The sequence below is a fragment of the Nonomuraea sp. NPDC050478 genome, assembly GCF_044458265.1.
Taxonomy (GTDB): domain Bacteria; phylum Actinomycetota; class Actinomycetes; order Streptosporangiales; family Streptosporangiaceae; genus Nonomuraea; species Nonomuraea ferruginea.
Map to the genome: position 1 here is coordinate 435168 of NZ_JBITHT010000006.1, position 24898 is coordinate 460065.

The 24898-nt window shown below is 72.1% G+C and carries 20 protein-coding genes and 1 tRNA gene; 13 read left to right on the plus strand and 8 right to left on the minus strand.

Annotated features, from left to right (window positions below; translation table 11 throughout):
• Positions 1–63 precede the first annotated feature (63 nt).
• The 8 genes from ACIBF7_RS31150 to ACIBF7_RS31185 all read left to right on the plus strand — a co-directional run bounded on the left by ACIBF7_RS31150 (position 64) and on the right by ACIBF7_RS31185 (position 13694).
• On the plus strand, positions 64–915 hold the full coding sequence (locus ACIBF7_RS31150; protein WP_148029605.1) for an alpha/beta fold hydrolase: 852 nt from the start codon (positions 64–66) through the stop codon (positions 913–915).
• Between the two features lie 31 nt (positions 916–946).
• Positions 947–1834, plus strand: coding sequence for an SseB family protein (locus ACIBF7_RS31155; protein WP_148029604.1), 888 nt, complete (start codon positions 947–949; stop codon positions 1832–1834).
• Positions 1807–2250, plus strand: a complete 444-nt coding sequence (locus ACIBF7_RS31160) for a hypothetical protein (protein WP_397198761.1) — start codon at positions 1807–1809, stop codon at positions 2248–2250. The genes ACIBF7_RS31155 and ACIBF7_RS31160 overlap by 28 nt, the downstream gene beginning before the upstream one ends.
• Positions 2251–2340: 90 nt before the next feature.
• Positions 2341–2739, plus strand: a complete 399-nt coding sequence (locus ACIBF7_RS31165) for a YbaB/EbfC family nucleoid-associated protein (protein WP_397198762.1) — start codon at positions 2341–2343, stop codon at positions 2737–2739.
• Complete coding sequence (locus ACIBF7_RS31170; RefSeq protein WP_397198763.1) at positions 2736–3077, plus strand: hypothetical protein; 342 nt, start codon at positions 2736–2738, stop codon at positions 3075–3077. The genes ACIBF7_RS31165 and ACIBF7_RS31170 overlap by 4 nt, the downstream gene beginning before the upstream one ends.
• Positions 3078–3087: 10 nt before the next feature.
• Complete coding sequence (locus tag ACIBF7_RS31175; RefSeq protein ID WP_397198764.1) at positions 3088–12594, plus strand: hypothetical protein; 9507 nt, start codon at positions 3088–3090, stop codon at positions 12592–12594.
• 52 nt (positions 12595–12646) lie between these two features.
• Positions 12647–13171: a hypothetical protein gene (locus tag ACIBF7_RS31180; RefSeq protein WP_364231169.1), complete on the plus strand. Its 525-nt coding sequence runs from the start codon at positions 12647–12649 to the stop codon at positions 13169–13171.
• Positions 13164–13694, plus strand: coding sequence for a hypothetical protein (locus ACIBF7_RS31185; protein WP_148029598.1), 531 nt, complete (start codon positions 13164–13166; stop codon positions 13692–13694). The genes ACIBF7_RS31180 and ACIBF7_RS31185 overlap by 8 nt, the downstream gene beginning before the upstream one ends.
• A 58-nt stretch (positions 13695–13752) precedes the next feature.
• Here the strand turns inward: ACIBF7_RS31185 and ACIBF7_RS31190 are convergent.
• A tRNA-Lys gene (locus ACIBF7_RS31190) sits at positions 13753–13826 on the minus strand.
• A 100-nt stretch (positions 13827–13926) separates the two neighbouring features.
• Here ACIBF7_RS31190 and ACIBF7_RS31195 point away from each other — a divergent pair.
• Both ACIBF7_RS31195 and ACIBF7_RS31200 read left to right on the plus strand, forming a co-directional pair.
• Positions 13927–14760, plus strand: coding sequence for a MoxR family ATPase (locus tag ACIBF7_RS31195; protein ID WP_148029597.1), 834 nt, complete (start codon positions 13927–13929; stop codon positions 14758–14760).
• Positions 14760–16112 carry a VWA domain-containing protein gene (locus ACIBF7_RS31200; RefSeq protein WP_271275383.1) on the plus strand — a complete coding sequence of 451 codons (1353 nt, stop codon included), beginning with the start codon at positions 14760–14762 and terminating at the stop codon, positions 16110–16112. The genes ACIBF7_RS31195 and ACIBF7_RS31200 overlap by 1 nt, the downstream gene beginning before the upstream one ends.
• 19 nt (positions 16113–16131) lie before the next feature.
• On the opposite strand, the gene ACIBF7_RS31205 is transcribed toward ACIBF7_RS31200, so the two are convergent.
• Complete coding sequence (locus ACIBF7_RS31205; protein WP_271275384.1) at positions 16132–16896, minus strand: nuclease-related domain-containing protein; 765 nt, start codon at positions 16894–16896, stop codon at positions 16132–16134.
• 172 nt (positions 16897–17068) lie between these two features.
• Between ACIBF7_RS31205 and ACIBF7_RS31210 the strand changes: the two genes are divergently transcribed.
• Positions 17069–17659: a TetR/AcrR family transcriptional regulator gene (locus tag ACIBF7_RS31210; protein WP_364231166.1), complete on the plus strand. Its 591-nt coding sequence runs from the start codon at positions 17069–17071 to the stop codon at positions 17657–17659.
• Here ACIBF7_RS31210 and ACIBF7_RS31215 read toward each other — a convergent pair.
• From ACIBF7_RS31215 to ACIBF7_RS31225, 3 genes are read right to left on the minus strand one after another with little or no spacing between them, the layout of a single operon-like run.
• Positions 17630–18676, minus strand: a complete 1047-nt coding sequence (locus ACIBF7_RS31215) for an acyl-CoA dehydrogenase family protein (protein ID WP_364231164.1) — start codon at positions 18674–18676, stop codon at positions 17630–17632. The two genes, ACIBF7_RS31210 and ACIBF7_RS31215, sit on opposite strands and share 30 nt — an antisense overlap.
• On the minus strand, positions 18673–19836 hold the full coding sequence (locus tag ACIBF7_RS31220; protein ID WP_219543766.1) for an acyl-CoA dehydrogenase family protein: 1164 nt from the start codon (positions 19834–19836) through the stop codon (positions 18673–18675). Before ACIBF7_RS31220 ends, ACIBF7_RS31215 begins: the two co-directional genes overlap by 4 nt.
• A gap of 22 nt (positions 19837–19858) precedes the next feature.
• Positions 19859–21061 (minus strand): acyl-CoA dehydrogenase family protein, encoded by a 1203-nt coding sequence (locus ACIBF7_RS31225; protein ID WP_271275385.1) that lies wholly within the window; start codon positions 21059–21061, stop codon positions 19859–19861.
• Positions 21062–21167: 106 nt separating this feature from the next.
• Here ACIBF7_RS31225 and ACIBF7_RS31230 point away from each other — a divergent pair, with 106 nt between their 5' ends.
• On the plus strand, positions 21168–21746 hold the full coding sequence (locus ACIBF7_RS31230) for a GNAT family N-acetyltransferase (protein ID WP_148029590.1): 579 nt from the start codon (positions 21168–21170) through the stop codon (positions 21744–21746).
• 25 nt (positions 21747–21771) lie between these two features.
• Here the strand turns inward: ACIBF7_RS31230 and ACIBF7_RS31235 are convergent, their stop codons facing one another.
• Complete coding sequence (locus ACIBF7_RS31235; protein ID WP_397198765.1) at positions 21772–22374, minus strand: TetR/AcrR family transcriptional regulator; 603 nt, start codon at positions 22372–22374, stop codon at positions 21772–21774.
• A 76-nt stretch (positions 22375–22450) separates the two neighbouring features.
• Here ACIBF7_RS31235 and ACIBF7_RS31240 point away from each other — a divergent pair, with 76 nt between their 5' ends.
• Positions 22451–23611, plus strand: coding sequence for an FAD-dependent monooxygenase (locus ACIBF7_RS31240; protein ID WP_397198766.1), 1161 nt, complete (start codon positions 22451–22453; stop codon positions 23609–23611).
• Here ACIBF7_RS31240 and ACIBF7_RS31245 read toward each other — a convergent pair.
• Together ACIBF7_RS31245 and ACIBF7_RS31250 are read right to left on the minus strand one after the other, a co-directional pair.
• Complete coding sequence (locus tag ACIBF7_RS31245; RefSeq protein WP_148029588.1) at positions 23514–24398, minus strand: DMT family transporter; 885 nt, start codon at positions 24396–24398, stop codon at positions 23514–23516. The two genes, ACIBF7_RS31240 and ACIBF7_RS31245, sit on opposite strands and share 98 nt — an antisense overlap.
• A gap of 123 nt (positions 24399–24521) precedes the next feature.
• On the minus strand, positions 24522–24896 hold the full coding sequence (locus ACIBF7_RS31250; protein WP_148029587.1) for a VOC family protein: 375 nt from the start codon (positions 24894–24896) through the stop codon (positions 24522–24524).
• Between the last annotated feature and the right edge of the window lie 2 nt (positions 24897–24898).

A 24898-nucleotide genomic window follows, 5' to 3' on the forward strand; every position in this document is an offset into this window, starting at 1 on the left:
ACCGATGACTTCGCCGCCTCTCGTGGGTCTACATTCCAGGATGACTGGGAAGGAAGCGACGACATGACCCACACCCTTGAGGTGCCCGGCGCGACTCTCGCCTACGACGTGCACCAGGCCGAGGCGGACGACGCGCCGATCCTGCTGATGATCGGATGCCCGATGGACGCCACCGGGTTCACCGCCCTGGCCGGGCGGTTCCGGGACCGTACGGTGGTGACCTACGACCCGCGCGGGATCGGGCGCAGCGAGCGCGACGGCGGCGGCGAGTCGACGCCCGAGCAGCACGCCGACGACGTGCACCGGCTGATCGGCGCGCTCGGCGGCGGGCCCGTGGACGTCTTCGCCAGCAGCGGGGGCGCCGTGAACGCGCTGGCGCTGGTGGCCCGGCACCCCGAGCGGGTGCGCACGCTCGTGGCGCACGAGCCGCCGGCCGCGCAGGCCCTGCCGGACCGGGAGCGGGCGCTGGCCTCGGTGGTGGACATCTGCCGGACGTACGATCGCGACGGTTTCGGCGCGGCGATGGCGAAGTTCATCGCGGTCTCCAGCCTGCGGGGCGAGGTTCCCGCCGGCTTCGCCGACCTGCCCGTGCAGAAGCCGGAGGAGCTCGGGTTCCCGGCGGAGGACGACGGCTCCCGCGACGACCCGATGTTCGCCCAGAACCTCATGACCTGCACGCATTACGAGCACGACTTCGAGGCGCTGCGCGCGGCGCCGACCCGGATCGTCATCGGCGTCGGCGCCGAGTCGGAAGGGGAGCTGGCGCACCGCGCGGGCGTGGCGGTCGCCGCGCGGCTCGGCACGGAGCCCGTCGTCTTCCCCAGCCACCACGGCGGATTCCTGGACGGCCAGTTCGGCATGGCGGGCGACCCCGACGGTTTCGCCGCCACGCTCCGCCGGGTCCTGTCCGCATAGGGGGGCCGACGAACCGGGCAGACTGGGCAGAGTGACGTCGATCGATCATCAACCGGCCACGCCGTTCGAGGAGCGGCTGTGGGCCGCTCATCAGGACGGGCAGACGGCCCTGTGCCTGAGCCTGCTCCGCGACGCCGACCTGGCGCTGCCGATCACCGCCGGCGCGGCGGCCGGGACCGAGGCTCCGGCCTGGGCGACGGCCGCCGACGCCGAACGGACGTGGGTGCTGGCGTTCACCTCGGTGGCGGCGATGCGGCTGGCCACCGGCGGCGTGGCCGCGCACTGCCGGATCGCGTCGCCGGTCGAGCTGGCGGCCGGCTGGCCCGACCCGCGGTGGGGCCTGGCGGTCAATCCGGGGCTGCCCGCCTCCTTCCTGCTGGAGTCGGGCACGCTGGCCAGGCTGGCGGTGCCCACGCTGGCCCAGGACCTGCTGATCGCCCCCGGTTCCGGGGTCCCGGCGGTGCAGAAGCTGCTCTCCCCTGGCGGCGTGCACGACCTGCTCACCGGAGGCGAGCCGAGGATCTCCGGATACTGCCACCACGCGCTGGACGTCTCGCACATCGCGACGCCCGCGGTGCTCGCCGAGGCCCTGGGGCAGCCCGACATGCTGACCTCCGACGGCTCGCTCAACATCCTGCGCTGGCGCCCCGCCGGCCTCGGCCTCTACCGCACCCCGTACGGCGGGACCGACGAGGAGCGCAGGGCCGCGGTGGCCGGATGGGTGGTCGAGGAGCCGCCGTTCACCGGGCTGGGCCTGGCGCCGAACGTGGACCAGGTCATCCGCGAGTACAAGGTGTACGGGGTGATCCTGCCGCACGGCGCGGAGATCTGGGAGCTCACCGAGGCCGGGACCGAGCACCGGCGCGCGCTTTACCACGGCGACCTGCGGCGATGGCTGCTGATCGGGGCGCGGACGTGACGGGCCCTGCTCATTACGGTGCTTATTACCGTGCCCGCTGGCGGGGCGCCGACTATGTGGCCAGCCCCGAGCCGCACCCCCTGGAACTGTGGGTGCGGCTGCGCAGCCCCGATCCGGCGGACGGCTTCGAGGAGGTCGAGCCCGGCTGTCACGTGCGCACGGTGCCCGTGGCGGAGTGCGAGGCCCTGGACTTCGTGACGACGGTGTGCCACTGGCGGGGCGAGCGGTTCGACGTGCGCGACGAGCGTGACGGGCTGCTGCTGCTCGAGTATCTGGGCGGCTCCGCGCTCACCGCACGGGAGCTGGGGCTGGAACGGATCGAGCGCGGCGTGTACCGCCTCTGGGTGCCCCGTGAAGAGGTGAACGATCCGCAGGAGCACGCCGTACCACTCAATGGGGAAGATTCACCACTTTGATGCACCTCTTGCCTTCTGATGTTCATGTGACGGAAACTGATCAGTAATACGGGTGTGTGATCAGATTCGCCGGGGATGGGGGAGGTGTCCGTGGAGTCCCTCCCTGACGTGGCGGCGATGCGCGCGTACGCCGACGAACTGCGCGACATGTTCCGCCAGATCCAGGACGCGAGCCTGGAGTTGCACGCGAAGGCGCGAGAGGTCCAGGTCACCGAGAAGTCGCGCGACGGCCTGGTGTCGGTGACGGTCGGGGCGCGCGGGGAGCTGGTCAGGCTCGATCTCGACCCGCGCATCTACCGGCGTCCCGACGCGCGGCACCTGGCCGACACGATCACCGAGACGACGCATCGGGCGGTGGCCAGGGCCAGGGAACGCGTCACCGAGATCTTCGAGCCGGTGATCCCCCGCGCGGAGTTCGAGGCGCACCTCGACGGTGACCTCGAAGCCGCCATGAACCGGCTCGCCGACCGGATGGAGGGCCGGACGTGAGACTCTGGGACGGTACGGAGATCATCAAACCGACCGTGGACCGCGGGCTGACCCAGTGGGACACGATGGCCGGTGACCTCGACGAGAAACTGTCGGACCGGGTCGCCAAGGTCAAGGCGGCCCTCGCCGCCGCGCCGTGGGGCACCGGCGCCGAGGGCGTGGCGTTCTGGAACGCCCACTTCCAGGGCAACGGCCCGAACCTCCTGCTCGACCAGTGCGCGCAGCTGTGCCAGGAGATCTCCGGCGAGCCGGGCAGGGTGCGCGCCGCCGTCGGCAACACCCTGCAGGTGAGCACCGCCATGGAAGAGGATCTCTCCGCGATGATGCGGCAGGTCTGAGAGCACCGGCGTGGCGGTCAACGGCGGCCCGACCAATCCCACCGCACCGGGCGGCGGTGGGCAGCCGAGCGTGTCGGCCCTGGTCACCATCAACAGCGACGTCCAGCCCGTGTGGGAGACCGAGGCGCTGCCCGACTGGGTGGTCAACTGGCTGATCCCCATGCTGTCGGCCGGGCAGAAGTGGCCGGAGGCCAGCGAGAGCGGCCTGTCGAAGCTGGCTCACGCGTACGGGGACCTGGGCGCGGCCGCCGTCGGCAGCACGCAGGACGCGGGCGCGGCCGCCCGCACGGTCGTCACCGGCTGGAACTCGCCCCCCACCGCGGAGTTCGTCTCCAGGGCCCAGGTCCTGTACGGCAACGAGGGCGGGCTCGCCGGGGTGTCGTCGAACGCGCACGCGTACGGGCAGCAGGCCAACAACTTCGCCGTCGAGACCCAGTACTCGAAGCTCTCCATCAACGTCGCCTTCTGGGTGACGGTCGTGGCCATCGCCATCGCCCTCATCGCCGCGTTCTTCAGCGCCGGGTCCACCACCGCCATCATCGGGCCGTACGCGGCGGCGGCCCGCGCGGCCATCAGCCGCATCCTCGTCAGGCTGGCCACCGTGGGCGGCAGGTCGCTGACCGCGTCCCGGCTGGCCAGGGTGACCACGCTCAGCGGCGCCACCGGCCGGGGCGTCATCGCCAGGCTGCTGGCCACCTCCCTCGGCCGGGAACTCGTCGAGGAGATCGGCGAGGAGTTCTTCATCGACGCCGTCGCCCAGTACCAGCAGATCCGGATGGGCACCCGGCAGGAGTGGGACTGGAAGAAGTCCCAGGCCGCGGTCATCGGCGCGGGTGCGGGCGCGGTCATCGGCACCCGGCTGTCCGGGCCGGTGTCCCGGGTGACCGGCTCGGTGCCGGGCTTCGCGGGGCGCGCGCTGACCACCGGCGCGACGAACATGATCGCCTCCCCGGTCGGCAGTTTCTTCGCCAACGGCGCCGTCTACGGGCAGTGGCAGAACCCGTTCACGGCCGAGTCCATGATGGGCGGGTTCCTCGGCGGCGCCGGTCGTGCGGGGTCGATCAGCCCGTTCAATCCCGACGTCTACTCCGCGCTGGCCAACCCGGTGTCCACGCTCGCCTCCGCGTACGACTCCGCCGCGCGCACCGACGCCGCCCGCATGGGCGGCGACCCGCCCGCCGGGCCCACGACCGGTGGCAATCCGTCGAACAACGGGCCCTCCTCCGACAACCACCCCGCCGGGCAGGCGCCCGTGCGCGGGGGCGACCCCGGGTCCGCGCGGACGAGCACCGCGCCGGGCCAGGGCGGGACGACCCGGTCCACCACGTCCACGGCCACCCTGCCGGACACCGACACGACCACGAACCGGCGCGCCTCCGCCCCCTCGAACCCCGACGACCGGCCCGAGCAGCCCGACCGTCCCGCGCGCCCCGACCAGGACACCGACCAGCCGTCCCCGGACACGTCCGAACCTTCCGCGCGCACCACCCGCACGACGGACCAGCCGTCCCAAGACACCGACACCGCCCAGTCGTCCCCCGACACCCGCACGACGGGCCAGCCGTCCCAGGACACCGACACGCCGTCCCCGACCGATTCGACCGGGCAACCGTCCCAGGACACGAGTACGGCGGAGCAGCCGTCCCAGAACGCCCGCACGACCGACCAGCCGTCCCAAGACACCGGCACGCCCTCCCCGACGACCGATTCGGACGGGCAACCGTCCCAGGACACCGGCACGGACGGGCGGACCGTTCAGGATCCTTCGGACGGCGCCACGACGACGGCTCAGGCGCCGGACGGCGGCACCACGCAGACCGGCGCCGCCGCCGCCCCGACGTCCCCGGCCACCGGGACCGCTCCCGCCACCGGCCCCGAGCAGGGCACTACCTCCAACGGCGCGGGCGTGTACCAGAGCAAGCCGGGCACGGTCACGTCGCGGCCGGTCAAGGACACCCGGTACGTGCCCAGCGGCCGACAGGGCCCCGACATGACGCTCGACGACGTGCGGGCGGCGACCCAGGAGCTGGCCACCCAGTACTTCCGCGACGGCACCGTGACGGGCTTCACCTGGTCGCAGGACGGCAGCACACTGGCGGTGCACACCACCACGGACGGCACCCAGTACTTCCGCCCGGTCATCGGCCGCCTGTCGAGCGACGGCCTGATGGCCGAGACCGTGGTCAGGAAGCAGTCGAGCAAGAGCAACCCGCACGAGGTCCGCTTCAACCCGAACGTCACGAACGACCAGCTCTCCAGGGTCTGGCTGCACGAGATCACCGACACCCTGCAGAAGCTGCGGTCAGACGGCCGCAAGGGCTTCCTGCGGCGCCGCAAGGCCGAGGCCCGCCGCGACCACTGCGTGACCGCCCGCCTCAACGAGATGGCGCTGCTGTCCGACAAGTGGCACAACGCCCCGACGGCGCAGGAGCAGCGACTGCTCGCCATCGACATCGAGGGCGTGGCCCAGGAGCTGCGGAAACACGGCCAGACCCCGCCCGCCCGGCCGTGGGCGCCCACGCAGGCCACCCGGAAGCGGCACGCGCCGCCGTTACCGCAGGGACGCCTTTCCGACGACGACGTCCGAGAGCTCATCACCACGCTGGCCAAGGCCAAGCAGGAGCTCCAGCTCCAGATCACGGCGAAGGAGACCAGCGCCGCCGAGGCACGCGAGGCGGCGCTCAAGGCCACCGCGGACGCCCGGAAGGCGCTGCGGCAGCACGATTCGGGCCGGTTCGAGCGCGCCCGGCAGGCACGCAAGGAGAGCAGGAACCACCGGGCCACGCAGCGCCGGCACCTCCGGGTCGCCAAAGCGTACGAGCGGGCGCTGAGCCGGGCCGAGCAGGCCGAGCAGACGTACGCGCGGCTCCTGGCGGCGCGGCAGCAGCCGCTCCGGCCCAACCAGCACGGGGTGCCGAGCGTGTCCAGGCGCACCAGGCGGCTCGAGGGCGCGGTGCTGACACGGCACCAGCGCTACCTCGACGCCCTGGCCAGGGCGCTGCCGCAGCCGGCCTCCCTGTCCACCGCGATGCCGGCGGGCACCCTCGCCCACCTGAACGCCCTGACCGACACGGTCAACGACATGCTGGCCCGCAACGGGGCGCGGCACCGGTTCACCCCCGACGAGCTGGAACGCGCCGTACGGGCGGACTTCCACCGGATAGTCTCCCCCGACGGCCTGGTGCTGCGCGTGGGCCGGGGCGGCACGGCGGCGGAGCTCAGGATCAAGCTCACCCTCGCCGACCTGGTCGAGGTGCTCGACCCCGGCGTCAAGGCGTCGGAGATGATGGTGGGCCTGTTCTTCCAGGCTGCCCGGACGGTCTCCGCAACGCAGACGGCCAGCGTCGGCGGCTCCGCCGGGTTCAACACCAAGAGCCTGGCGAAGGCCCTGCCGGAAGGCGATCTGGCGTCGGCGCTCCAGCTGCTGGGCATCGCCCTCGGCAGCTCCGGCGGGCACAGCCAGTCCTCGACCGGCGGCGCCGGCATGTACGCGCAGTGGGGTTCCGTCGCGGACAACCGGAGCGAGTCCCTGCTCTTCGACGCCGAGGCCAAGTGGACCGTCGAGATCCGCACGGCGCGGGAGCGCGGCTGGCGGGAAGCCACCGAGGTGACGTCCGGCGCCCCCGGGGACCCCGCCGCCCAGCGCCTGTGGGTCTCGCACTCCTACACCGACCAGCCGCCGAGAAGGCTGACCCGGATCGACGAGAGCCTGCGCGACCCGAAGGCCCCCAACCTCGTGGTCAGCGACATGCCCGGCCTAGAGGACATGTTCGACAAGATCGCGGAGGAACTCGGCGGCGACTACGCCAAGATCGGTGAGGACACCCGCGCGAGCCTGCACGGCTTCGTCACCGCCGAGCTGCCCCACCGGTTGCGGGACGCGGTCAACGGGGGGATCGAGCGCGTCTTCACCGTCGACGGGCGGCCGCACGCGCGGGTGCGCGCGGAGAGCAAGATCATCCTGGTGGAGAGCGAGGTGCTCGGCGGCTCCACGGCCGAGGAGTGGGAGGAAGAGGTCCTCGTCGACTTCGTCGCCACGTCCGGCGGCGCGACCGCCGGCAGGTCGATCGGCGGAGAGGTCTCGGCCTCGATCGGCCACGAAGGGCTGGAGGACCTCGACGGGCCCGGTGACTACAGCCCGAACCTCGGCCCGAAGGCCAAGGGCTCCGTGGGCGGGTCGCGGTCGTCCTCGTCGACGGCCAACAGGCAGGCGATCCATCCGAGCGTGCACAGGAAGATCAGCCCGAAGCAGGGCTACCGGCTCATGGTGGAGACCACGTTCACCGTGGAGAAGTACGGTGAGGACCCGGTCACGCTGGACCCGATGCGCGGCAAGGTGACCGCGAGCATGCGGGAGTCGGCCGCCTACCGGTACGGCCTGCCGGTCGACCAGGCGGCGCTGGTGCTCCGGAACGGCCGGCCGGTCACCGACGCGAACGGGAACCCGGTGCTGCGGGGTGACCCCAACCAGGACCCGCCTCCCGGCCGGAAGCCCGAGCTGCCCCGCTTCATCGGCCACGGCCCCGGGAAGATGCGCGGCGCGGGGCCCGCCCTCGTCCAGGAGATCGACGGGCTGGACCGGTTCCGGCAGAAGGTCATGGACCAGCTCGCGGAGGAAGGACTCATCCCGAAGATCGTCGACGGCAAGCCGAAGTACGCCTCCGGCAAGCTCGCGCGCGACGCCCAGATCCTCAACCTGCAGGAGGTCACCAAGCAGCTGTCCGACAGCCGGATCAGGGGCGCGTACGACTCGCTCGCGCAGGACGGCATCGTCTTCGACCTGGTGAAGCAGGGCGTCAACAAAGCGCCCGAGCATTTCTCGCTGAAGATCTCCCTGGAGCAGGACTTCGACCGGGGAACCACGTACATCGGGCACACGGAGTCCGAGACGGTGGTCAATCTCGAGATCAGCTCCGACACCGTGGCCCGGGCCCTCTCCCTGGTGAGGAACTGGGGCGTCGGCGCCTCCTTCGGCCTGAGCGACGGCCCCCCGGAGGGGCAGAACGGCATGTTGAACGAGTTCGGCGCCGGATACGACTTCGCGAGGACGCTCGCGCACGGGCTCAGCGTCGGCGGCACGAACAACGAGGTGCTTCTCTACGAGAGCAAGGGCCCTCTCGGGATCTTCCAGCAGGCGGGCGACCTGAAGGCCGAGCTCCTGCACGGCGGCGAGACGACCACGCTGACGTCCGACCGCACCTCGGCCAAGCTGCTGTTCTCGGCCGATCTCATGCCGCCGGACACCGAGACGCCGCCCGCGACGCTCGGCAACGTGTCCCCGGAGGCGCGGGCCAAGATGAGGCTGCTCCACCTGGACGTGCCCGATGTGTGGCGCGCGGCGCGCGAGGTGCTTCCCCGGGGGACGCGCGAGGACTCCCCGGCGTTCCACAAGATCTTCTCGCTGCTGAACGTGCGCCATCTCGTCTCGCACGCCAAGTTCCTGAACGGGCCGATCGTCTCCGACCTCATCGTCCGCGGCCAGGGCATGCCGTCGCGGTCGTCGCTGTCGGTCTCGGGCGAAATGGGCCAGGCCACGGTCGTGGGCATGGTCGACCAGGTGTACGGCGACATCCTCTTCGGGCTCGGCAGCGCCGGCGTGTCCTGGGGCGGGACGTCCGGCCACACCACCGGCAGCTCGTCGAAGGTCGGCGACGTCGACGACGGCGGGAAGAGCAGCGACAGCGGGTCGACCGCGCCCGGCCGCTCCAGCGGCACCTCCGAGTCGACCGCATTCACCAACATCTGGGGCACGGAGGAACTCCTCATCGAGTTCGGCCGCCAGTACGTCATCCAGGCGCCGGTGGATCTCACGCTCACCGGTTCGGAGACCGCGGCGCCCGGGCTGCCGGGCGCCGACGTCACGCTGCGCACGAACGCCGCCCCGGCCCAGGGCACCGGGCTGTTCACGATCTCCGAGTACGACGCGCTGGTCCTCTACATGGAAGGCAAGCTCGACCTGCCGCCCCGGCTGGTGAGCGACGCCATCGAGCGCCTGCGCAACGGCAGCCTGCCGCTGGACGCCGACGTGGCCGTGCCTCTGGTGCAGAAGTATCTGCTGGACGTCGCCCGCGCGCGGAGCGCCGGGGAGGACGTCGGCTACGCCGACCGGCACACGCCGACGGCGCTGCTCGACACGATCAACGAGCTGACCGGGCTCGGGGAGAACCCGAACTCCCCGAACGCCGACAAGGAGCAGCAGCTCCAGAATGTGCTGAGCGAGGCGATCGACCTCATCGAACGCTCCCGCGACGTCGTGCTGGCGCCGTCGTTCGACATGGCGACGGGCACGTCACTGGTGGAGTCGATCACTCTGACCGACGAGCAGGGCACGGTGATCTCGTCTCGCGAAGCGGTGGAGGCCGCCATCCTGGCTCAGGAGCCCGAGGCGGGGGACCGTATCCAGAACGAGCAGGATCTGGACACCGACTTCTCCGAGAACTCCATCAGAATCCACCTCGACGACGCGTGGTCCCGCCGCGGCTTCGAGCGGAGTTACGCCCTGCGGGCCGACGATCCGTCGAAGCCACCGGAGGAGCTGACGGTCAAGTACCGGCTGATCCCCATGGATCCCGCGGATTCGCGGAGGGCCAAAGCTCTCACGCACTCGAAACTCTCGGGGATCATCAAGCAGCTCTACGCCTACATCGACCGCACCTTCTCGCGGTCCCGGACGGTCTCCTACGCCGCGGGCCTGAATTACAACGGCAGCGACGACGGCCAGGGCGACGGCGCCGGCCTCGCGACGGACCGGGGCCATACTTACACGCACTCCGTCAACACGCAGAACACCCGCCTGAACCGGATCGGCCTGTTCTTCGGGAACAACCGGGTCCGCCAGGACGGCATGATCGCCGTCGTCCAGGTCTCCCGGCACCGGGTGGGTGACGAGCCGGACTTCGGCCCTGCGGTCGTGCTCGACGCGTCGCTGGTGCGGCGGGTCCCGACCGGCATGATCATGTCCGCTGACCGGGACCCGGGGCCGATCTCCACCGCGCCCGACCCCCGGCAGGCGGAGCTGCGGGCCGGGATGGTCCCGGCGGCGATCTGGGAGGATCCGGCCAAGCCCGACCTGTTCGAAGTGATCACCAAGCAGCTGTCGAAGATGGTGGGCGCCAAGACCGTCCGGGCACAACGGTCGTATCTGGTCAACCGCCTGGCGCGATCGGCCCTGCTGCCCGCCTTCGAGCGGATGTCCGGGCAGGTCGGTGACGTGATAGAGATTCCCGGCAGCCACGCCCGGAACAAGGCCGCACAGGTCACCGTCCACGCCCGCACCTCGGACCTCACCATCGTCGCCGGACCGTTCGACGGGGAGAAGGGCCAGGTCAACAGGCAGGCCGAGTCCCACAACGTCTCCATGTCCCGCAGCCGGGTCATGCCCGTCGGCGCCAACGTCAACGGGAGCAACGAGGATTCCGGCCTGAACGGCGGCATGCGCGGCGGCGAGCAGGTGTCCGAGACCGTGAGCGACCATCACGGCGCCCGGCGCGAGCGCAGCAGCTTCGAGAAGGGCGCCCTGTACATCGTCCGGTTCAGGGTGGACTTCGACCTCACGTTCGAACGGGCCAAGCGGGCTCCGGGCCAGGAGCAGGACACCACCGGCAAGCCCGTCCACATGCCGAGCGCCGCGAACGGCCTGGTGGACGTGGTCCTCACCGGGGAGGAACTGGAGGAGCTCATCCACCGGATGGAGTCGAACGTACGGCTCGCTCCCGCATTCGATCCGGACACCAAGCCGCAGCGATTCGTTCCGGATGACTCCCGCCGTGGGCTGATCCAGGTGCTGCAGGACGCGCGTCTCGCCGCCCGCGACCGGGGCGTTCCGGTTCGCGTGAGGATCCGCGAGCAGGGCACCATGCACGATCACGTGGCCGCCCCCGACGGTTCGGTGCACAGCATGACCCCGGACAAGGCCGAGTTCGCCGCCGCGTTCGCCACCCTGCCTCCCGCCCTGCTGGACGCCGCCGACCAGGCCGGCCTCCACCTGCACCAGGTGTTCCTGACCTCGCGGCTGCGCGCCCCGTTCGTCCAGCAGGTCAGGGCCGCGTTGAACGAGCGGGGCTTCTTCATGGCGGAGGCCTCGAAGCCGATCTGGCCCGCCGACGTCCGCAAGCCGCAGTCCCCCGTGGGCGGCAGCGTCGCCCAGGGCTGGGCCGGCGGCGCCTCGCCCTCCCCCGCGATCGAGGGCACGGTCTTCGACCGGGCGGCCCGGCCCGACGGGACGCCCGACCTCACCCTGGAGGAGGCGCGCGGGCAGGACCTCACCGTGCACGACCTGGGCGGCGCCGCCGCGTACCTGTCCTGGACGGCCGGCGACCGGCTGACCGTCCAGTTCCCCGCCGCGCCCGACCAGCACGTCCGGGTGGTGATCGAGGACCCGGGCGCGGGGCTCAACGGCTCCACCGAGGTACGCGCGGGCACGCCGGAGGACCCGCACGTGATGCGCCTATGGCAGCGGACGCACCCGGACGTGGTGTCGTCGATCATGGTGCACGAGCTCTCACACGTCGCGCAGGCCGTCACCGCGGCCGCGGCCGGCACGCCGCAGGGCGTGGTCAGGCCGTCGTCGCCGGACCGCGAGGGCGACGACCTGTGCCTGCTCCCCCGCCTGGACGAGCACGCCCACCTGGCGCGCCGGTGGCACGCGGCCACCGACCCGGCCGTCCGCGGGCGGCTGGCCGACGCGATCGACGCCATCGCGGACGACCTCGAACGCCGGGGCCACACGCCGCCCCCGCCGCCCTGGGGCACGGGCCCGCGCGACGCCGCGCCCGAGCAGAACCGGATCGCCAGGCTGCTCAGCGGCGGCCCGGCGGCGGACCCCGCCCTCGCGGCGGCGCACCGGCTGTCGCTCCCGGAGACGGCCGCGGTCGCCGCCGTCCAGCGCGCCGCGGCCGCCATGGACGCCCGGGTCCACGTCCGCGCGCCCGGCCGCCTGGACATCGTCCTCCCCGGCCGCCCGCCCATCCCCGTCGAGATCCATCCTCCGGGGTCCGCCGTGCCCGAGCAGCGCCGCGCGCCCGAGCAGGGGGCGCTCACGTTCCAGGTGGACGCGCGGCTCACGATCGGGGCGAACGAGCGCGCCGCCGCCGCGGCGACCGCGCAGGCGATCGCGCGGGCCAGAGGGCAGGCGGCAGCGGACCAGGCGGCCCTGGCGGAGCTTTACGAGGCCGTACGGCAGGTGCGGGCGGCCACCACGGCGCAGCGGCCCGGCCGGTTGGGCGTGCTGTTCGACCTGGTCAACGCCCACCCGGACGTGCTGCGGCTGGTACCGGAACCGGTGGCGGCCGAGCTGGCGACGCTCGCGGCGGGCGACCGGCCCCGCGACTGGCCCGCCCACCTGCAGCGCTTGCGCACGCTCGCCAACGCCACCGGCTGGCTCCCGCCGGACCAGGCGTGCCAGTGCCCGGACGGCGAGCCGTGCACGTGCGGCCGCGGCGGAGGAACCCGACCGGACGCGCCCGGCGATACCGTCATCGCTCCGGAGCAGGTGACGGCCGGCACGGTCCGGGCATGAGCCGGACGCCGGAGTTCCGGCATCATGGGGAATCCCGAGCGAGAGGACTGTCATGACGTTCGCGGTGGCGAGGACGAGGGACGAGGCCCACCTCTATCTCGATCTGCACCCGTGCGCCTGCGGGTCGGTGGAAACCTCCTGGCAGAGCGGGCTGGTCAGCGTGGACGGCGAGCTGGTCAACCGCTACCACGGCACGTGCGAGGCGTGCGGGACACCCCGGGAGTACGTGTTCGGCCTGCCGGAGCGGCCCCTGATGCCCGCCGGTTATCCGACGTTCGGCGGGGAGGAGCCGTCGGAGCTGCTCGACGCGGGCGAGTGGATGTGGGTGGCCGACCTGTCGGCGGGCAACGTGCCGACGGACGACCCGGCCGAGGCGGAGCGCACGCTGCGGGTCGCGGCGGCGGCCGTGGCGGAGGTGGTCAAGTTCGTGCCGCCGGGCGCGGACGAGGTGCCCGACGACGGGTTCTGGTCGGAGCGGGGGCAGCGGATGCGGGCGCAGGAGCCGGGCCGGTTCCAGCTCGACCGGCTGCTGGTCGTGCGGGACACCTACCAGGGGCTGGTGGAGCGGTATGCCTGAGCGGAAGCGCGCCCGCACGCTCGTGGAGGCGTACGTATACCTCGACCTGGCCGGCGGCTCGCGCGACGCGACCACCCAGGAGACGGCGGACGGCTGGGTGGTGCGCCTCGGCGGGGCGGAGGTGCTCGTGCCCCGCGAGTCCGAGGCGCGGGCGAGGGAGCGGGACCTGGTGTTCGGCGCCGGGGTGTCGGAGCTGATCGACCCCGGCCAGTGGGTGCTCATCGCGACCACGTACGCGCGCCGGGCGATGGAGGGCGCGCTGTACTCCGCCGCCGACCCCTCGGACGCCCGCAAGCACGACGAGGTGGCGTCGGGCTGGCGGTTCGCCGCCGAGGCCCTGGAGGAGGCACTGAAGTTCTTCCCCGACGGCGCCGCCGAGCTCGAATCGGAGGAGTTCTGGACGGAGACGGGCAGGTCGCTGCGCGCGTCGGAGCCCGACCGGGTCACCAGGGCCAAGCTGGAGAAGGACCTCGCCTTCTACCACCGGAGCCTGGACGACTTCCTCCGCCTGCACGGCCGCTGAGACGACGACAAGCGGAAGGCCCCGGCCCACCATGGTGAGCCGGGGCTTTCCCGTCGAGTACGCCGCCAGGGACTCGAACCCCGGACCCGCTGATTAAGAGTCAGCTGCTCTGACCAACTGAGCTAGCGGCGCTTGCGGGCATGAATATACCGGCGATTCGCATGCTGGTCGAATCGGTTGGACGCGGACATCTCCGGCTAGAATAAAGTTCGGCCACCAGACAGGAGCATCGATGTTCGCATCCCCCGCCGACGTGACCGAGCGGCTCACCGCCGTCGACTATCTCTCCGACGACGCCATCTCCACCTCGGTGTTCCTGGCCGCCGCACTCGGCAAGCCGCTGCTCGTGGAGGGCCCCGCGGGCGTCGGCAAGACCCAGCTGGCCAAGGCCGTCGCCCAGGCCACCGGGTCAGCCCTGGTCAGGCTCCAGTGCTACGAGGGCCTGGACGAGGCGCGGGCGCTGTACGAGTGGAACTACAAGAAGCAACTGCTGCGCATCCAGGCCACCAGCGCCGACGACGACATCTTCACCGAGGAGTTCCTGCTGGAGCGGCCGCTGCTCAAGGCCATCAGGGCCGAGGAGCCGACCGTGCTGCTCATCGACGAGATGGACAAGGCCGACGTCGAGGTCGAGGGCCTGCTGCTGGAGCTGCTGTCCGACTTCCAGGTGACGATCCCGGAGCTGGGCACGATCGTCGCCAGGCGCAGGCCGTACGTGGTGCTGACCTCGAACGCCACCCGCGAGCTGTCGGAGGCGCTCAAGCGGCGCTGCCTCTACCTGCACATCGAGTACCCGACACCCGAACGCGAGCGCGACATCGTGCTCGCGCAGGTGCCGTCGCTGCCCGCCGGCGTGGCCGAGCAGCTCGCCCGCACGGTGGCGACGCTGCGCGCGCTGGAGTTGAAGAAGGCGCCGTCGGTGGCCGAGACCGTCGACTGGGCCCACACGCTGCTGGCGCTCGGGCGGGGCGACCTGGACGAGGAGACCGTGGCGGAGACCTTGGGCGTGGTGCTCAAGCACAACTCCGACCACGAGCGCGCCGTCAAGGAACTCGGGCTGGCCTGATGTCGCTCGTCGACAGGCACATCGGATTCGTGCATGCGCTGCGGGACGCCGGGCTGCCCGTGTCGCTGGCCGAAGGGCTGGACGCGGCGCGGGCGCTGCAGGTGATCGACCTGGTCGAGAGGGAGTCGCTGCGCGAGGCGTACGCGGCCACGCTGGTGAAGAAGCCGGCCAACCGGCCCGGCTTCGACGTGCTGTTCGACCTGTGGTTCCCGCCGGCGACGAGCGGCCTGCGACAGCGCGAGGACGTCGACCTGGACCAGGCCCCGGTCCCCGAGCTGCGCGAGCACCTGGCCGGGCTGCTGATGGACGGCACGGAGAGCGAGCTGCGCGCGTTCGCGCGGGCCATGGTGGGCCGTTTCGGCAGGCAGGAGGCGCGGCCGGGGCGGCAGAACTGGTTCTCCTACAGCGTGCTGCGCGCCCTGTCGCCCGAGACGCTCATGGCCGGCATCCTGCGCGAGGTGCTGGCCGGGCAGGAGCGCGGCGGGCTGGCCGAGAAGACCGCCCGGCAGCGGGTGAACTCGGGCATCAGGCGGTTCGAGGAGGCGGTCTCCGCCGACGTGCGCCGCCGCATCGCCGAGGACTCCGGGATCGAGAAGATCGCCCGCTCGGCCGTGCGGCCGCCGCTCGACCAGCTCGACTTCCTCCGCGTCACCAAGGCCGACCTGGCCCGGCTGCGCCGCGAGGTCCATCCGCTGGCCCGCAGGCTGGCCGCGCGGCTGACGATCAAGCACAGGAAGGGCAGGCGCGGGCGGCTGGACTTCCGCCGCACCGTGCGGGCCTCGCTGCAGAGCGGCGGCGTGCCGATGGACACCCACTTCAAGCCGCCCCGGCCGCACAAGCCCGAGCTGGTCATCCTCTGCGACACCAGCGACTCGGTGTCGTCGTTCGCGCACTTCACGCTGCTGCTCACGTACGCGCTGCGGGAGCAGTTCACGAAGGTGCGGGCGTTCGGGTTCGTGGACACCGTGGACGAGATCACCCGGTTCTTCCAGCCCGGCGCCGACGTGCTGGACGCGATGAGCCGGCTGGCGACCGAGGCCGACATGGTGCGCTTCGGCCGCACCAACTACGGGCACGCGCTGGAGACGTTCGCCGAGCGTTACGGCGACGCGATCGGCCCGAAGAGCTCCCTGCTCATCCTGGGCGACGCCCGCTCCAACTACCAGCCGCCCGCCCTGGAGGTGCTGAAGTCGCTGGCCGGCAAGGCCCGCCACGCGTACTGGCTGAACCCGGAGCCGCGCCGCCAGTGGGACACCGGCGACTCGATCGCCACCGACTACGGCACGGTGGTGCCGATGCACGAGTGCAGGAACGTGGCCCAGCTGACCGCGTTCATCGAGGACATCGCCTGACCCGTCGCCGGGCGGCGGGTCAGACGCGCTGCAGCTCGCGGGCGGCGGTGCGGGCCAGCAGCTCGATCTGCGCGGCGTCCAGCAGGGCCTTCTGGTTGGCCTTGATGTGCCTGGCCACCAGGCGCGGCTTGAGGAAGGTGACGCCCTCGGCCGTGAGCGAGCCGCCGCGCGGCAGCATGCCGCAGTGGACGGCCATCAGCGGGCTGATGGAGATCTGGATGCCGGTCTCGCGGCCGAGCAGCTCGGCGAACGCCTGCGCGGCGTCGCACAGCGGCTTGGCCGTTTTCGTGCCGTACTTCTCGCCGAAGAACAGCCGCCCGTTGTAGGAGGCGATCTCGGTGTCCGGGCTCCACGACTCGTTGTCGACGATCCACACCCCGCCCGGCCCGATCACCAGGTGGTCGATGGACGCCTGGTCCCTGATGGCGCGGCCGTCGAGCACGCGATAGCCCTGCCTGCCGAGGGAGCGCCGCAGCAGCCGGCCCGTGATGGCCTCGCCGCGCCGCCTGCCCCGCCAGACCGCGGTGGCCCGGAACGCGCGCCAGTCGAGCCACCAGTCGATGCCCGCGACGACGCCGCCGAGCGCGACGGCGTAGAGGACGGGCGCCGGAAGGGTGAACCGGAGCGCGATCGCGAACCCGGCGACGGCTCCCACCGCCGCCTTGACCATGCGGGAGCGGCGCCTGCTCTGGGCTCCCTCCCGCCAGAACTTCTCGTACCACCACTGCGGAGACGATCCTGTGAATTTCTCGTCCTGCTGCACGTAGATAGAGCCACCGGGCACGGCAAACTCCCCGAATGAAGATGTCGTGAAACCACAGGATCTGCTACGCCGAAGATCCCTCGCCGAACTAAGAGATACCCCATGCCGAAGCAAGGCGAGCCTAAGGTGACGTAATTGGTACCTCCAGGGCCACAATCAAGACGCTCAACCGACCAGTCGGTATGCTTGCCCCGTGAAAGATGAACCGGTACGCCAGCGGCTCCTCGGCGAGGCCACCAGGCTCTTCGCCGAGCAGGGCTTCGAGAGCACCTCGGTGCAGGAGATCGTCGTCGCGGCGGGCGTCACCAAGGGCGCCATGTACCACTACTTCGACTCCAAGGACGACCTGCTGCACGAGATCTACGCCAGGGTCCTGCGCATGCAGATGCAGCGCCTGACGCAGATCGCCGACAGCGGCGGCACGGTCGTGGAGCGGCTGCACCGGGCGGCCGCCGACGTGGTGGAGACCACGACGGACAACCTCGACGACTCCAAGATCTTCTTCCGCTCGATGCACCTGCTCGCCCCCGAGACCCGCAAGACCGTGCGGGCCGAGCGCCGCCGCTACCACGAGCGCTTCCGCGACCTGGTGCTGGAGGGCCAGCGCGAGGGCGTGTTCAGCGACCGGGTGCCGGCCGAGCTGGTCGTCGACTACTTCTTCGGCTCGGTGCACCACCTGGGCACCTGGTTCCACGCGGACGGGCCGCTGACCGGTGCCCAGGTGGGCGAGCACTTCGCCGACCTGCTGCTCACCTCACTCGGGGGCGGGCACCCCGGCGAGTGAGGCCAGCGCCTCCCGGTGGTCGCCCGGCGTGCCGAGCGCGACCTCCGCGGACTTGGCGCGCTTGAGATACAGGTGCAGCGGGTGCTCCCAGGTCATGCCGATCCCGCCGTGCAACTGCAGCGCCTCCTCCGCGGCGCGTACGGCCACGCCCGCGTTCCACGCCTGGGCCACGGCGGCCGCGACCGGCGTGTCCTCGGTGACGGCGTTGCGGGCGGCGGCGCGGGCGCGCACCACGTCCAACCACAGGTCGGCCAGCCGGTGCTTGATCGACTGGAAGGAGCCGACCGGCCGGGCGAACTGGTGACGCTCCTTGACGTAGGCCAGCGTGGTGTCCAGGCACCACTGCGCGACCCCGTACTGCTCGGAGGCCAGCAGCCCGGCGCCGAACCGCAGGACGGCCACCAGGTCCACGTCGCCCACGCGGGTGGCGCCCGCGCCGTCGAACGTGACGGTGGAGACCGGCCGGGTGAGGTCGAACGAGGTCTCCGCCCGCACCTCGGCGCCCTCCACGTGATACAGGTCGCCCTCGACCGGGACGAGCAGCACGTCGGCCACGTCGGCCCCGGCGACGCCGGTGACCGTGCCGGACAGCGTCCCGCCCGAGTGCCTCACCGACGCGCCGCGGTCGGGCCGGTACGGGGACGCGGCGAACGACACCGCCAGCGCGGCCGTCGAGCGCCCGTCGGCCAGCCGTTCGAGCAGCTCGCCCGCCCCCGCCTGGACGAGCGCGCGGGTGGCCAGCACCGAGCTGGTGAAGAACGGCACCGGCGCGATGCCGCGGCCCAGCTCCTCCAGCACGACGGCGGCCTCGCTGGCGGACGCGCCCGCGCCGCCGTACTCCTCGGGGACGATCAGCCCGGCCACGCCGATCTCCCCGGCCAGCGTCTTCCACAGGTCCGGGTCGTACGGCCGCGACTCGGCGCGCTTGAGCACCGCCGACGGCGGGCAGCGGTCGGCGAGCAGGTCGCGCACGGCGGCGCGGAGCTCCTCCTCGACCTCGGAATACAGCAGGCTCATCGCGGCAGGTCCTTCCAGGGCACGTCCTTGTCGATGCGGGGTTCCGAGGGCAGGCCGAGCACCCGTTCGGAGATGATGTTGCGCAGGATCTCCGAGGTGCCGCCCTCGATCGAGTTGCCCTTGGCGCGCAGGTAGCGGTAGCCGGGGCCGCGGCCGTAGAAGTCGACGGTCTCGGAGCGGCGGAAGGCGTAGTCGTCGTAGCCGAGGTCGCGCAGGAACTCCATCTCCAGGCCGGTCAGCGCCTGGTTGAGCTTGGCGAACGACAGCTTCATGCCGGACCCCTCGGGCCCCGGCTGGCCGGCGGCGAGCTGCTCGCGCAGCCTGGCGCCCGACAGGCGGGTCACCTCGGCCTCCACCCAGAGCGACAGCAGCCGCTGGTGCAGGTCGTGGGTGCGCAGCTCGGGGTGCTCCCGCCAGGAGCGCAGCACGCCGCCCACCATGCCGCCGCCGCGGGCGCCACCGCCGCCGCCGATGGCCACCCGCTCGTTCATCAGCGTCGTCTGCGCGACCCTCCAGCCGTCGCCGACCGCGCCCAGCCGCAGGTCGTCGGCGAGCCGGACGCCGGTCAGGAAGACCTCGTTGAACTCGGCCTCGCCGGTGATCTGCCGCAGCGGCCGGACGTCGACGCCGGGCGCCTGCATGTCGCAGACGAAGTACGTCAGGCCGCGGTGCTTGGGCACGCCGGGGTCGGTGCGGGTGACCAGGATGGCCCAGCGGGCGTGGTGGGCGCCCGACGTCCACACCTTCTGCCCGTCGACCACCCACTCGTCGCCGTCCCGGACCGCCCGGGTGGCGAGCGTGGCCAGGTCGGAGCCGGCGCCGGGCTCGCTGAAGAGCTGGCACCAGATCTCCTCGCCGGTCCACAGCGGCCGCAGGAAGCGCCGCTGCTGCTCCTCGGTGCCGAAGGCGAGGATGGTGGGCGCGGCCATGCCCAGGCCGATGCCCTGCACGCCGCCGTCGATCTGCGGGGTGCCGGCCAGCTCCCGCTCCACGACCGCCTGCATGTCACGGGAGAGCCCGAGACCGCCGAGCCCTTCGGGGAACCAGACCCAGGCCAGGCCGGCGTCGAACCTGGCGCGCAGGAACTCCAGCCGGTCGCCTGCCGGGTCGTTCTCACTCAGGAACGCGGCGACGCGTTCCTTGAGCCGTGCTTCGTCCACTCCAGCTCCTGTCGTCGGGGGATCACATGTGCTTCTTGAGCTCGCGGTAGGCCAGCGACCGCTTGTGCACCTCGTCCGGCCCGTCGGCCAGGCGCAGCGACCGGGCCCCGGCCCAGAGCCCGGCCAGCGGGAAGTCCTGGGAGACGCCGCCCGCGCCGTGCACCTGGATGGCCTTGTCGAGGATCCACTCCACGGTGATCGGGGTGGAGATCTTGATGGCCTGGATCTCGGTGTGGGCGCCCTGGTTGCCGACGGTGTCCATGAGCCAGGCGGTCTTCAGCACGAGCAGGCGCAGTTGCTCGATCTTGATGCGGGACTCGGCGATCCAGTCCTGCACCACGCCCTGCCGGGCGATCGGCTTGCCGAACGCGGTCCTGGCCAGCGCCCTGCCGCACATCAGCTCGACGGCCCGCTCGGCCATGCCGATCAGGCGCATGCAGTGGTGGATCCGGCCGGGGCCGAGCCTGGCCTGGGCGATGGCGAAGCCGCCGCCCTCCTCCCCGACGAGGTTCTCCGCCGGGACGCGGACGTCCTCGAAGAGGATCTCGGCGTGCCCGCCGTGGTCGGCGTCGTCGTAGCCGAAGACGCTCATGCCGCGCCGGATGTCCATGCCGGGGGTGTCGCGGGGCACCAGGATCATGCTCTGCTGGCGGTGCTTGGGCGCCTCTGGGTCGGTCTTGCCCATCACGATGAAGATCTTGCAGTTCGGGTTCATCGCGCCGGAGGTGAACCACTTGCGGCCGTTGATGACGTACTCGCCGCCGTCACGGACGATCGAGGTGGCGATGTTGGTGGCGTCGGAGGAGGCCACGTCGGGCTCGGTCATCGCGAACGCCGAGCGGATCTCGCCGTCGAGCAGCGGGCGCAGCCACTCCTTGCGCTGCCACTCGCTGCCGAACATGGAGAGCACCTCCATGTTGCCGGTGTCGGGCGCGGCGCAGTTGGTCGCCACGGGCGCCAGCCGCGGGCTGCGGCCCATGATCTCCGCGAGCGGCGCGTACTGGAGGTTGGTCAGCCCGGCGCCGTGGTCACCGGGCAGGAACAGGTTCCACAGGCCACGCTTCCTCGCCTCGTCCTTCAGGTCCTCGACGAGCGGCGGGACGCCCCAGCCGCTGGCCTTGGCCTGCTCCTCGAAGGCGGGCTCGGCCGGGTAGACGCACTCGTCCATGAACTGCAGCAGGCGCCGGCGAAGGTCTTCGGTGACGCTGTCGAAAGCGAAGTCCATGCCGCGAGCCTACCGACCGGCCGGTATGGCTGTCGACAGTGGTCTCCGCCAAAACCCGCCAGGTGGCTCTCTCCCGTACGGACCGGTCCCCCGTAAGGTCACCGCCATGACCGCACACCTTCCCGCACCCGTGACGCTGGAGAACGACGTCGTCCGGCTGGAACCCCTCTCCCCCGGCCACGTGCCGGACCTGTTCGCCGCGGGCGGCGGTGACGACGAGGTGTGGCGGTGGATGCCGATCGCCACGCCGCGCGCCGAGGAGGAGCTGGCGGCGGCCGCCCGGTCGCTGATCGAGGACGACAGGCACGTGCCGCTGGCCGTGCTGCTCAAGGAGACCGGGCGGGCGGTCGGCTGGACCGCCTACTGCGACGTGCCGGGGTTCGACGAGAGCGTCGAGATCGGCTGGACCTGGTACGGCCGCGCCCACTGGCGCTCGGCCGTGAACACCTCCTGCAAGCTCCTGCTCCTCGACCACGCCTTCGACAAGCTCGGCCACAACCGGGTGCTGCTCAAGACCGACGCGCTCAACCTGCGCTCCCAGGCCGCCATCAAGCGGATCGGCGGGCTGCACGAGGGCACGCTCCGCCGCCACCGCCGCAGGCCGGACGGCACCTGGCGCGACACGGCCTGCTTCGGCATCCTCGACGACGAATGGCCGTCCCACCGCGCCCGCCTCACCGGCTGACACCCGCCCCGCCGCCGTCCCGGTGTCAGCCCCGCCGCCGGCTCCGGCCGGCGTCGCTCCGGCCGTCGCCCTCGTCGGCGAGCATGCCTCTCAGCAGATCCCGCACGCCGGCCCGCAGGTCGTCCGGCGACGGCTCGGCGCCCGCGCCGGCGATGACGTCGAACATGACGCCCTCGGCGAACGCCACGAGCTGGCGGCCGTGCCGTACCGGATCACGCGAGCCCGCGGCGGCGAGCAGGGCGACGGCGGGATCGCGGAACCGGCGGCCCGCCCGGTCGTAGATCTCCCGCAGCTCCGGCCGCCTGGTCGCCTCCAGCGCCAGCTCGTAGCGGGCCAGCGTGCGCCGCCGGTCGCGCAGCTGGGCCGTCAGCACTCCGGCGAGCAGCTCGGTCAGGTCGGCGCCCGGCGGCGGCCCGTCGCCCATCGCCCCCGAGAACAGCCGCTCCTCCAGGTCGGTGAGCCGCGACAGGGTGAGCTCCAGGAGCGCGGCGCGGGTGCGGGCCACGTTGGACGTGGACCCGGGCGGCAGCCCGGCGGCCTCGTCGACCGCCCGATGGGTCAGCCCGCGCATGCCCCGCTCGGCCAGCAGGGTGATCGCCGCCTCCGCCACGGCCTCGGATCGCTTCACGGACCCCGATACTACGCTTGTAGTCCAAACTACGGGCGTAGTATGTTGCCACTACAGAAGTAGTGAGGGGATGGACATGAAAGCGATCGTCATCGGCGGCGGCATCGGAGGGCTGACCGCGGGTGTCGCCCTGGACCGCAAGGGATGGGACGTCACCGTCCTGGAGCGGACGCCGAAGCTCGAACCGGTCGGCTCCGGGCTGGCCATAGCGGTCAACGCGCTGCGCGCCCTCGACACCGTAGGACTCGGCGACCCGGTGCGGGCGCGCGCCAGGATGCAGGGGCAGATCGGGATCCGCAGGCCCGACGGCCGCTGGCTCACCCACACCAGCGGCAGCGCGGCCGAGGAGCGCTACGGCGACCGGACGGCCGTGGTGCTGCTCCGTGCCCAGCTGGTGGACCTGCTGGCCGAGGCGCTCGGGCCCGACCGGCTACGCCTCGGCACCACGGTCACCGGCGTGGACGCCGCCACGGGCACCGTGCGGACGGACGCCGGCGAGTTCACCGGCGACCTGGTCGTGGCGGCCGACGGCATCCACTCCCCGACCCGCCGGGCGCTCTTCCCCGGCCATCCCGGGCCGGTCTACTCGGGGGTGACGGCCTGGCGCGGCCTGGCGCCCATGCCGGCCGCGACGCCGCGCAACAGCGAGACCTGGGGCCGGGGGCTGGTGTTCGGCGCGCACCCGCTGGACGAGAAGACGGTGTACTTCTACGCCACCGACGTCGCGCCCGCAGGCGGCGCCGCCGGTGACGAGAGGGCGGAGCTGGTGCGCAGGTTCGGCGGCTGGCACGAGCCGATCCCCGAGCTGCTGCGCACCGCCGACCCGGCCCACGTCCTGCGCAACGACCTCTACTACCTGCGCGAGCCGCTGCCCGCGATGCACGCGGGGCGGGTGGCGCTGCTGGGCGACGCGGCCCACGCGATGACGCCCCACCTGGGCCAGGGCGCCTGCCAGTCGATCGAGGACGCGGTCGTGCTCGCCCACCTCGCCGGGGGCGACCTGGCCGCCTACACCGAGGCCAGGCTGAGCCGCACCGCCGGGATCGTGCGCAAGGCCATGAGCATCTGCCGGACGACCAAGCTGCGCAACCCGCTCGCCGTGGCCCTGCGCGACCTGGGCATGTCGCTGGCCACGCGGGTCACGCCAGATCTGATGCTGCGGCAAATGGACGGGGTTCTGCGGTGGCGGCCACCGGCGCGGGCCGGGAGTGATCGGGTGCGAGACGGCCGAGCGTGATCGTGCCGGCGATGGTCAGCGCCGCCGCGCACACGGCGGGGATCGCGGTGGACGGGCTGGTCGGCAACGACTCGCCGAGCAGCAGCGCGCCGGCCATCACCGACGTGATCGGGTCGACCACCTGCACGCCCGCGTAGGCGATGCCGAAGTAGCCGACCGCGTAGGAGCGCTGCAGCAGCACCACCGCGAAGATCAGCAGCACCGGGATGGCCAGCGTGAACCAGTGGACCAGCCGCCCGAGGTCGCCCTCCAGGCCGCCCCCCACCACCCGGACGAACGTCGAGACGCTGGCCGTGACCGCGCCCGCGCCGATCGCCAGCAGCATCGCCCTGACCGGCCCGCGCACCCGGGCGGCGGCGACCTGCGTGGCCAGCGCGATCAGCGTGATCACGCCGATGAACCCGAGCGCGGCCCCGTCGCTCAGCCGGGGCGTGACGTCCTGGTGGGGCACCAGCATCATCAGCCAGAGCAGGCCCACCGCCACCGCGATAGAGCCGAAGATCTCCGCCTTGTACGGTTTGCGACCGTACATGAAGGCGGCCAGCGGCACCGCGAACACCAGCGTCGCCACGCTGATCGGCTGGACCGCCACCAGCGGCGCGAAGCTCAGCGCGACCGCGTGGAGGCACGCGCCGGTGAACCCGATGACGCCGCCGATCCACCATCGGGGGCGCCGCATCAGCCTGAGCGACGCGCCCTCGGCCACGGCTTCGTACTGCTGCAGCGCCGCCCCCAGCGCGTATCCGAGAGCGCCCGCCAGCGCGATGAGCACGCCGATCCAGGTCATGGGCGTGCTCGGTGGGGAGGAGATCCTTGGAGCATTGCCCCAGCTTAGAGGGTGCGCGCCAGCCCCGAATCATCCTTTAGGCCATTCTTCCCCTTAAGGGGGCCGTGATCTGGCCCTCCGGGTTCAGGACTTCTCTGGGCAGACGCAGAACGCGTGGCCCTCCGGGTCCTGCATCACGATCCAGCCCACGCCCTCGTCGGTGACGCCCGGCTGGAACTCCGGCCTGGTGGCGCCCAGCGCGACGTACTCCTCGACGGCCTTCTCCACGTCGGGCACCCGGAAGTCGAAGTGGAACTGCTTGGCGGGGCTGGGCCACGGGACCGGCTCGCGGTCGGGCACCCTGCCGAAGTAGATGTTGGTCGTGCCGTCGCCCACGGCGGCGTACTCGTCCTCCGAGTACTGGATGGGCAGGCCGGTCAGCTGGTGGTAGAACTCCGCCAGCTTCTTCGGCTCCGCGCAGTCGATGGTCGTGGCGAGGAGCTTCGCTTTCGTCGTCATGC

Excerpts from the sequence above, each read along its gene's own strand:
- ACIBF7_RS31150 (WP_148029605.1), top strand. The coding sequence starts at position 64 with ATGACCCACACCCTTGAGGTGCCCGGCGCGACTCTCGCCTACGACGTG.
- ACIBF7_RS31160 (WP_397198761.1), top strand. The coding sequence starts at position 1,807 with ATGGCTGCTGATCGGGGCGCGGACGTGACGGGCCCTGCTCATTACGGT.
- ACIBF7_RS31180 (WP_364231169.1), top strand. The coding sequence starts at position 12,647 with ATGACGTTCGCGGTGGCGAGGACGAGGGACGAGGCCCACCTCTATCTC.
- ACIBF7_RS31185 (WP_148029598.1), top strand. The coding sequence starts at position 13,164 with ATGCCTGAGCGGAAGCGCGCCCGCACGCTCGTGGAGGCGTACGTATAC.
- ACIBF7_RS31195 (WP_148029597.1), top strand. The coding sequence starts at position 13,927 with ATGTTCGCATCCCCCGCCGACGTGACCGAGCGGCTCACCGCCGTCGAC.
- ACIBF7_RS31200 (WP_271275383.1), top strand. The coding sequence starts at position 14,760 with ATGTCGCTCGTCGACAGGCACATCGGATTCGTGCATGCGCTGCGGGAC.
- ACIBF7_RS31215 (WP_364231164.1), bottom strand. The coding sequence starts at position 18,676 with ATGAGCCTGCTGTATTCCGAGGTCGAGGAGGAGCTCCGCGCCGCCGTG.
- ACIBF7_RS31225 (WP_271275385.1), bottom strand. The coding sequence starts at position 21,061 with ATGGACTTCGCTTTCGACAGCGTCACCGAAGACCTTCGCCGGCGCCTG.
- ACIBF7_RS31230 (WP_148029590.1), top strand. The coding sequence starts at position 21,168 with ATGACCGCACACCTTCCCGCACCCGTGACGCTGGAGAACGACGTCGTC.
- ACIBF7_RS31240 (WP_397198766.1), top strand. The coding sequence starts at position 22,451 with ATGAAAGCGATCGTCATCGGCGGCGGCATCGGAGGGCTGACCGCGGGT.
- ACIBF7_RS31245 (WP_148029588.1), bottom strand. The coding sequence starts at position 24,398 with ATGACCTGGATCGGCGTGCTCATCGCGCTGGCGGGCGCTCTCGGATAC.
- ACIBF7_RS31250 (WP_148029587.1), bottom strand. The coding sequence starts at position 24,896 with ATGACGACGAAAGCGAAGCTCCTCGCCACGACCATCGACTGCGCGGAG.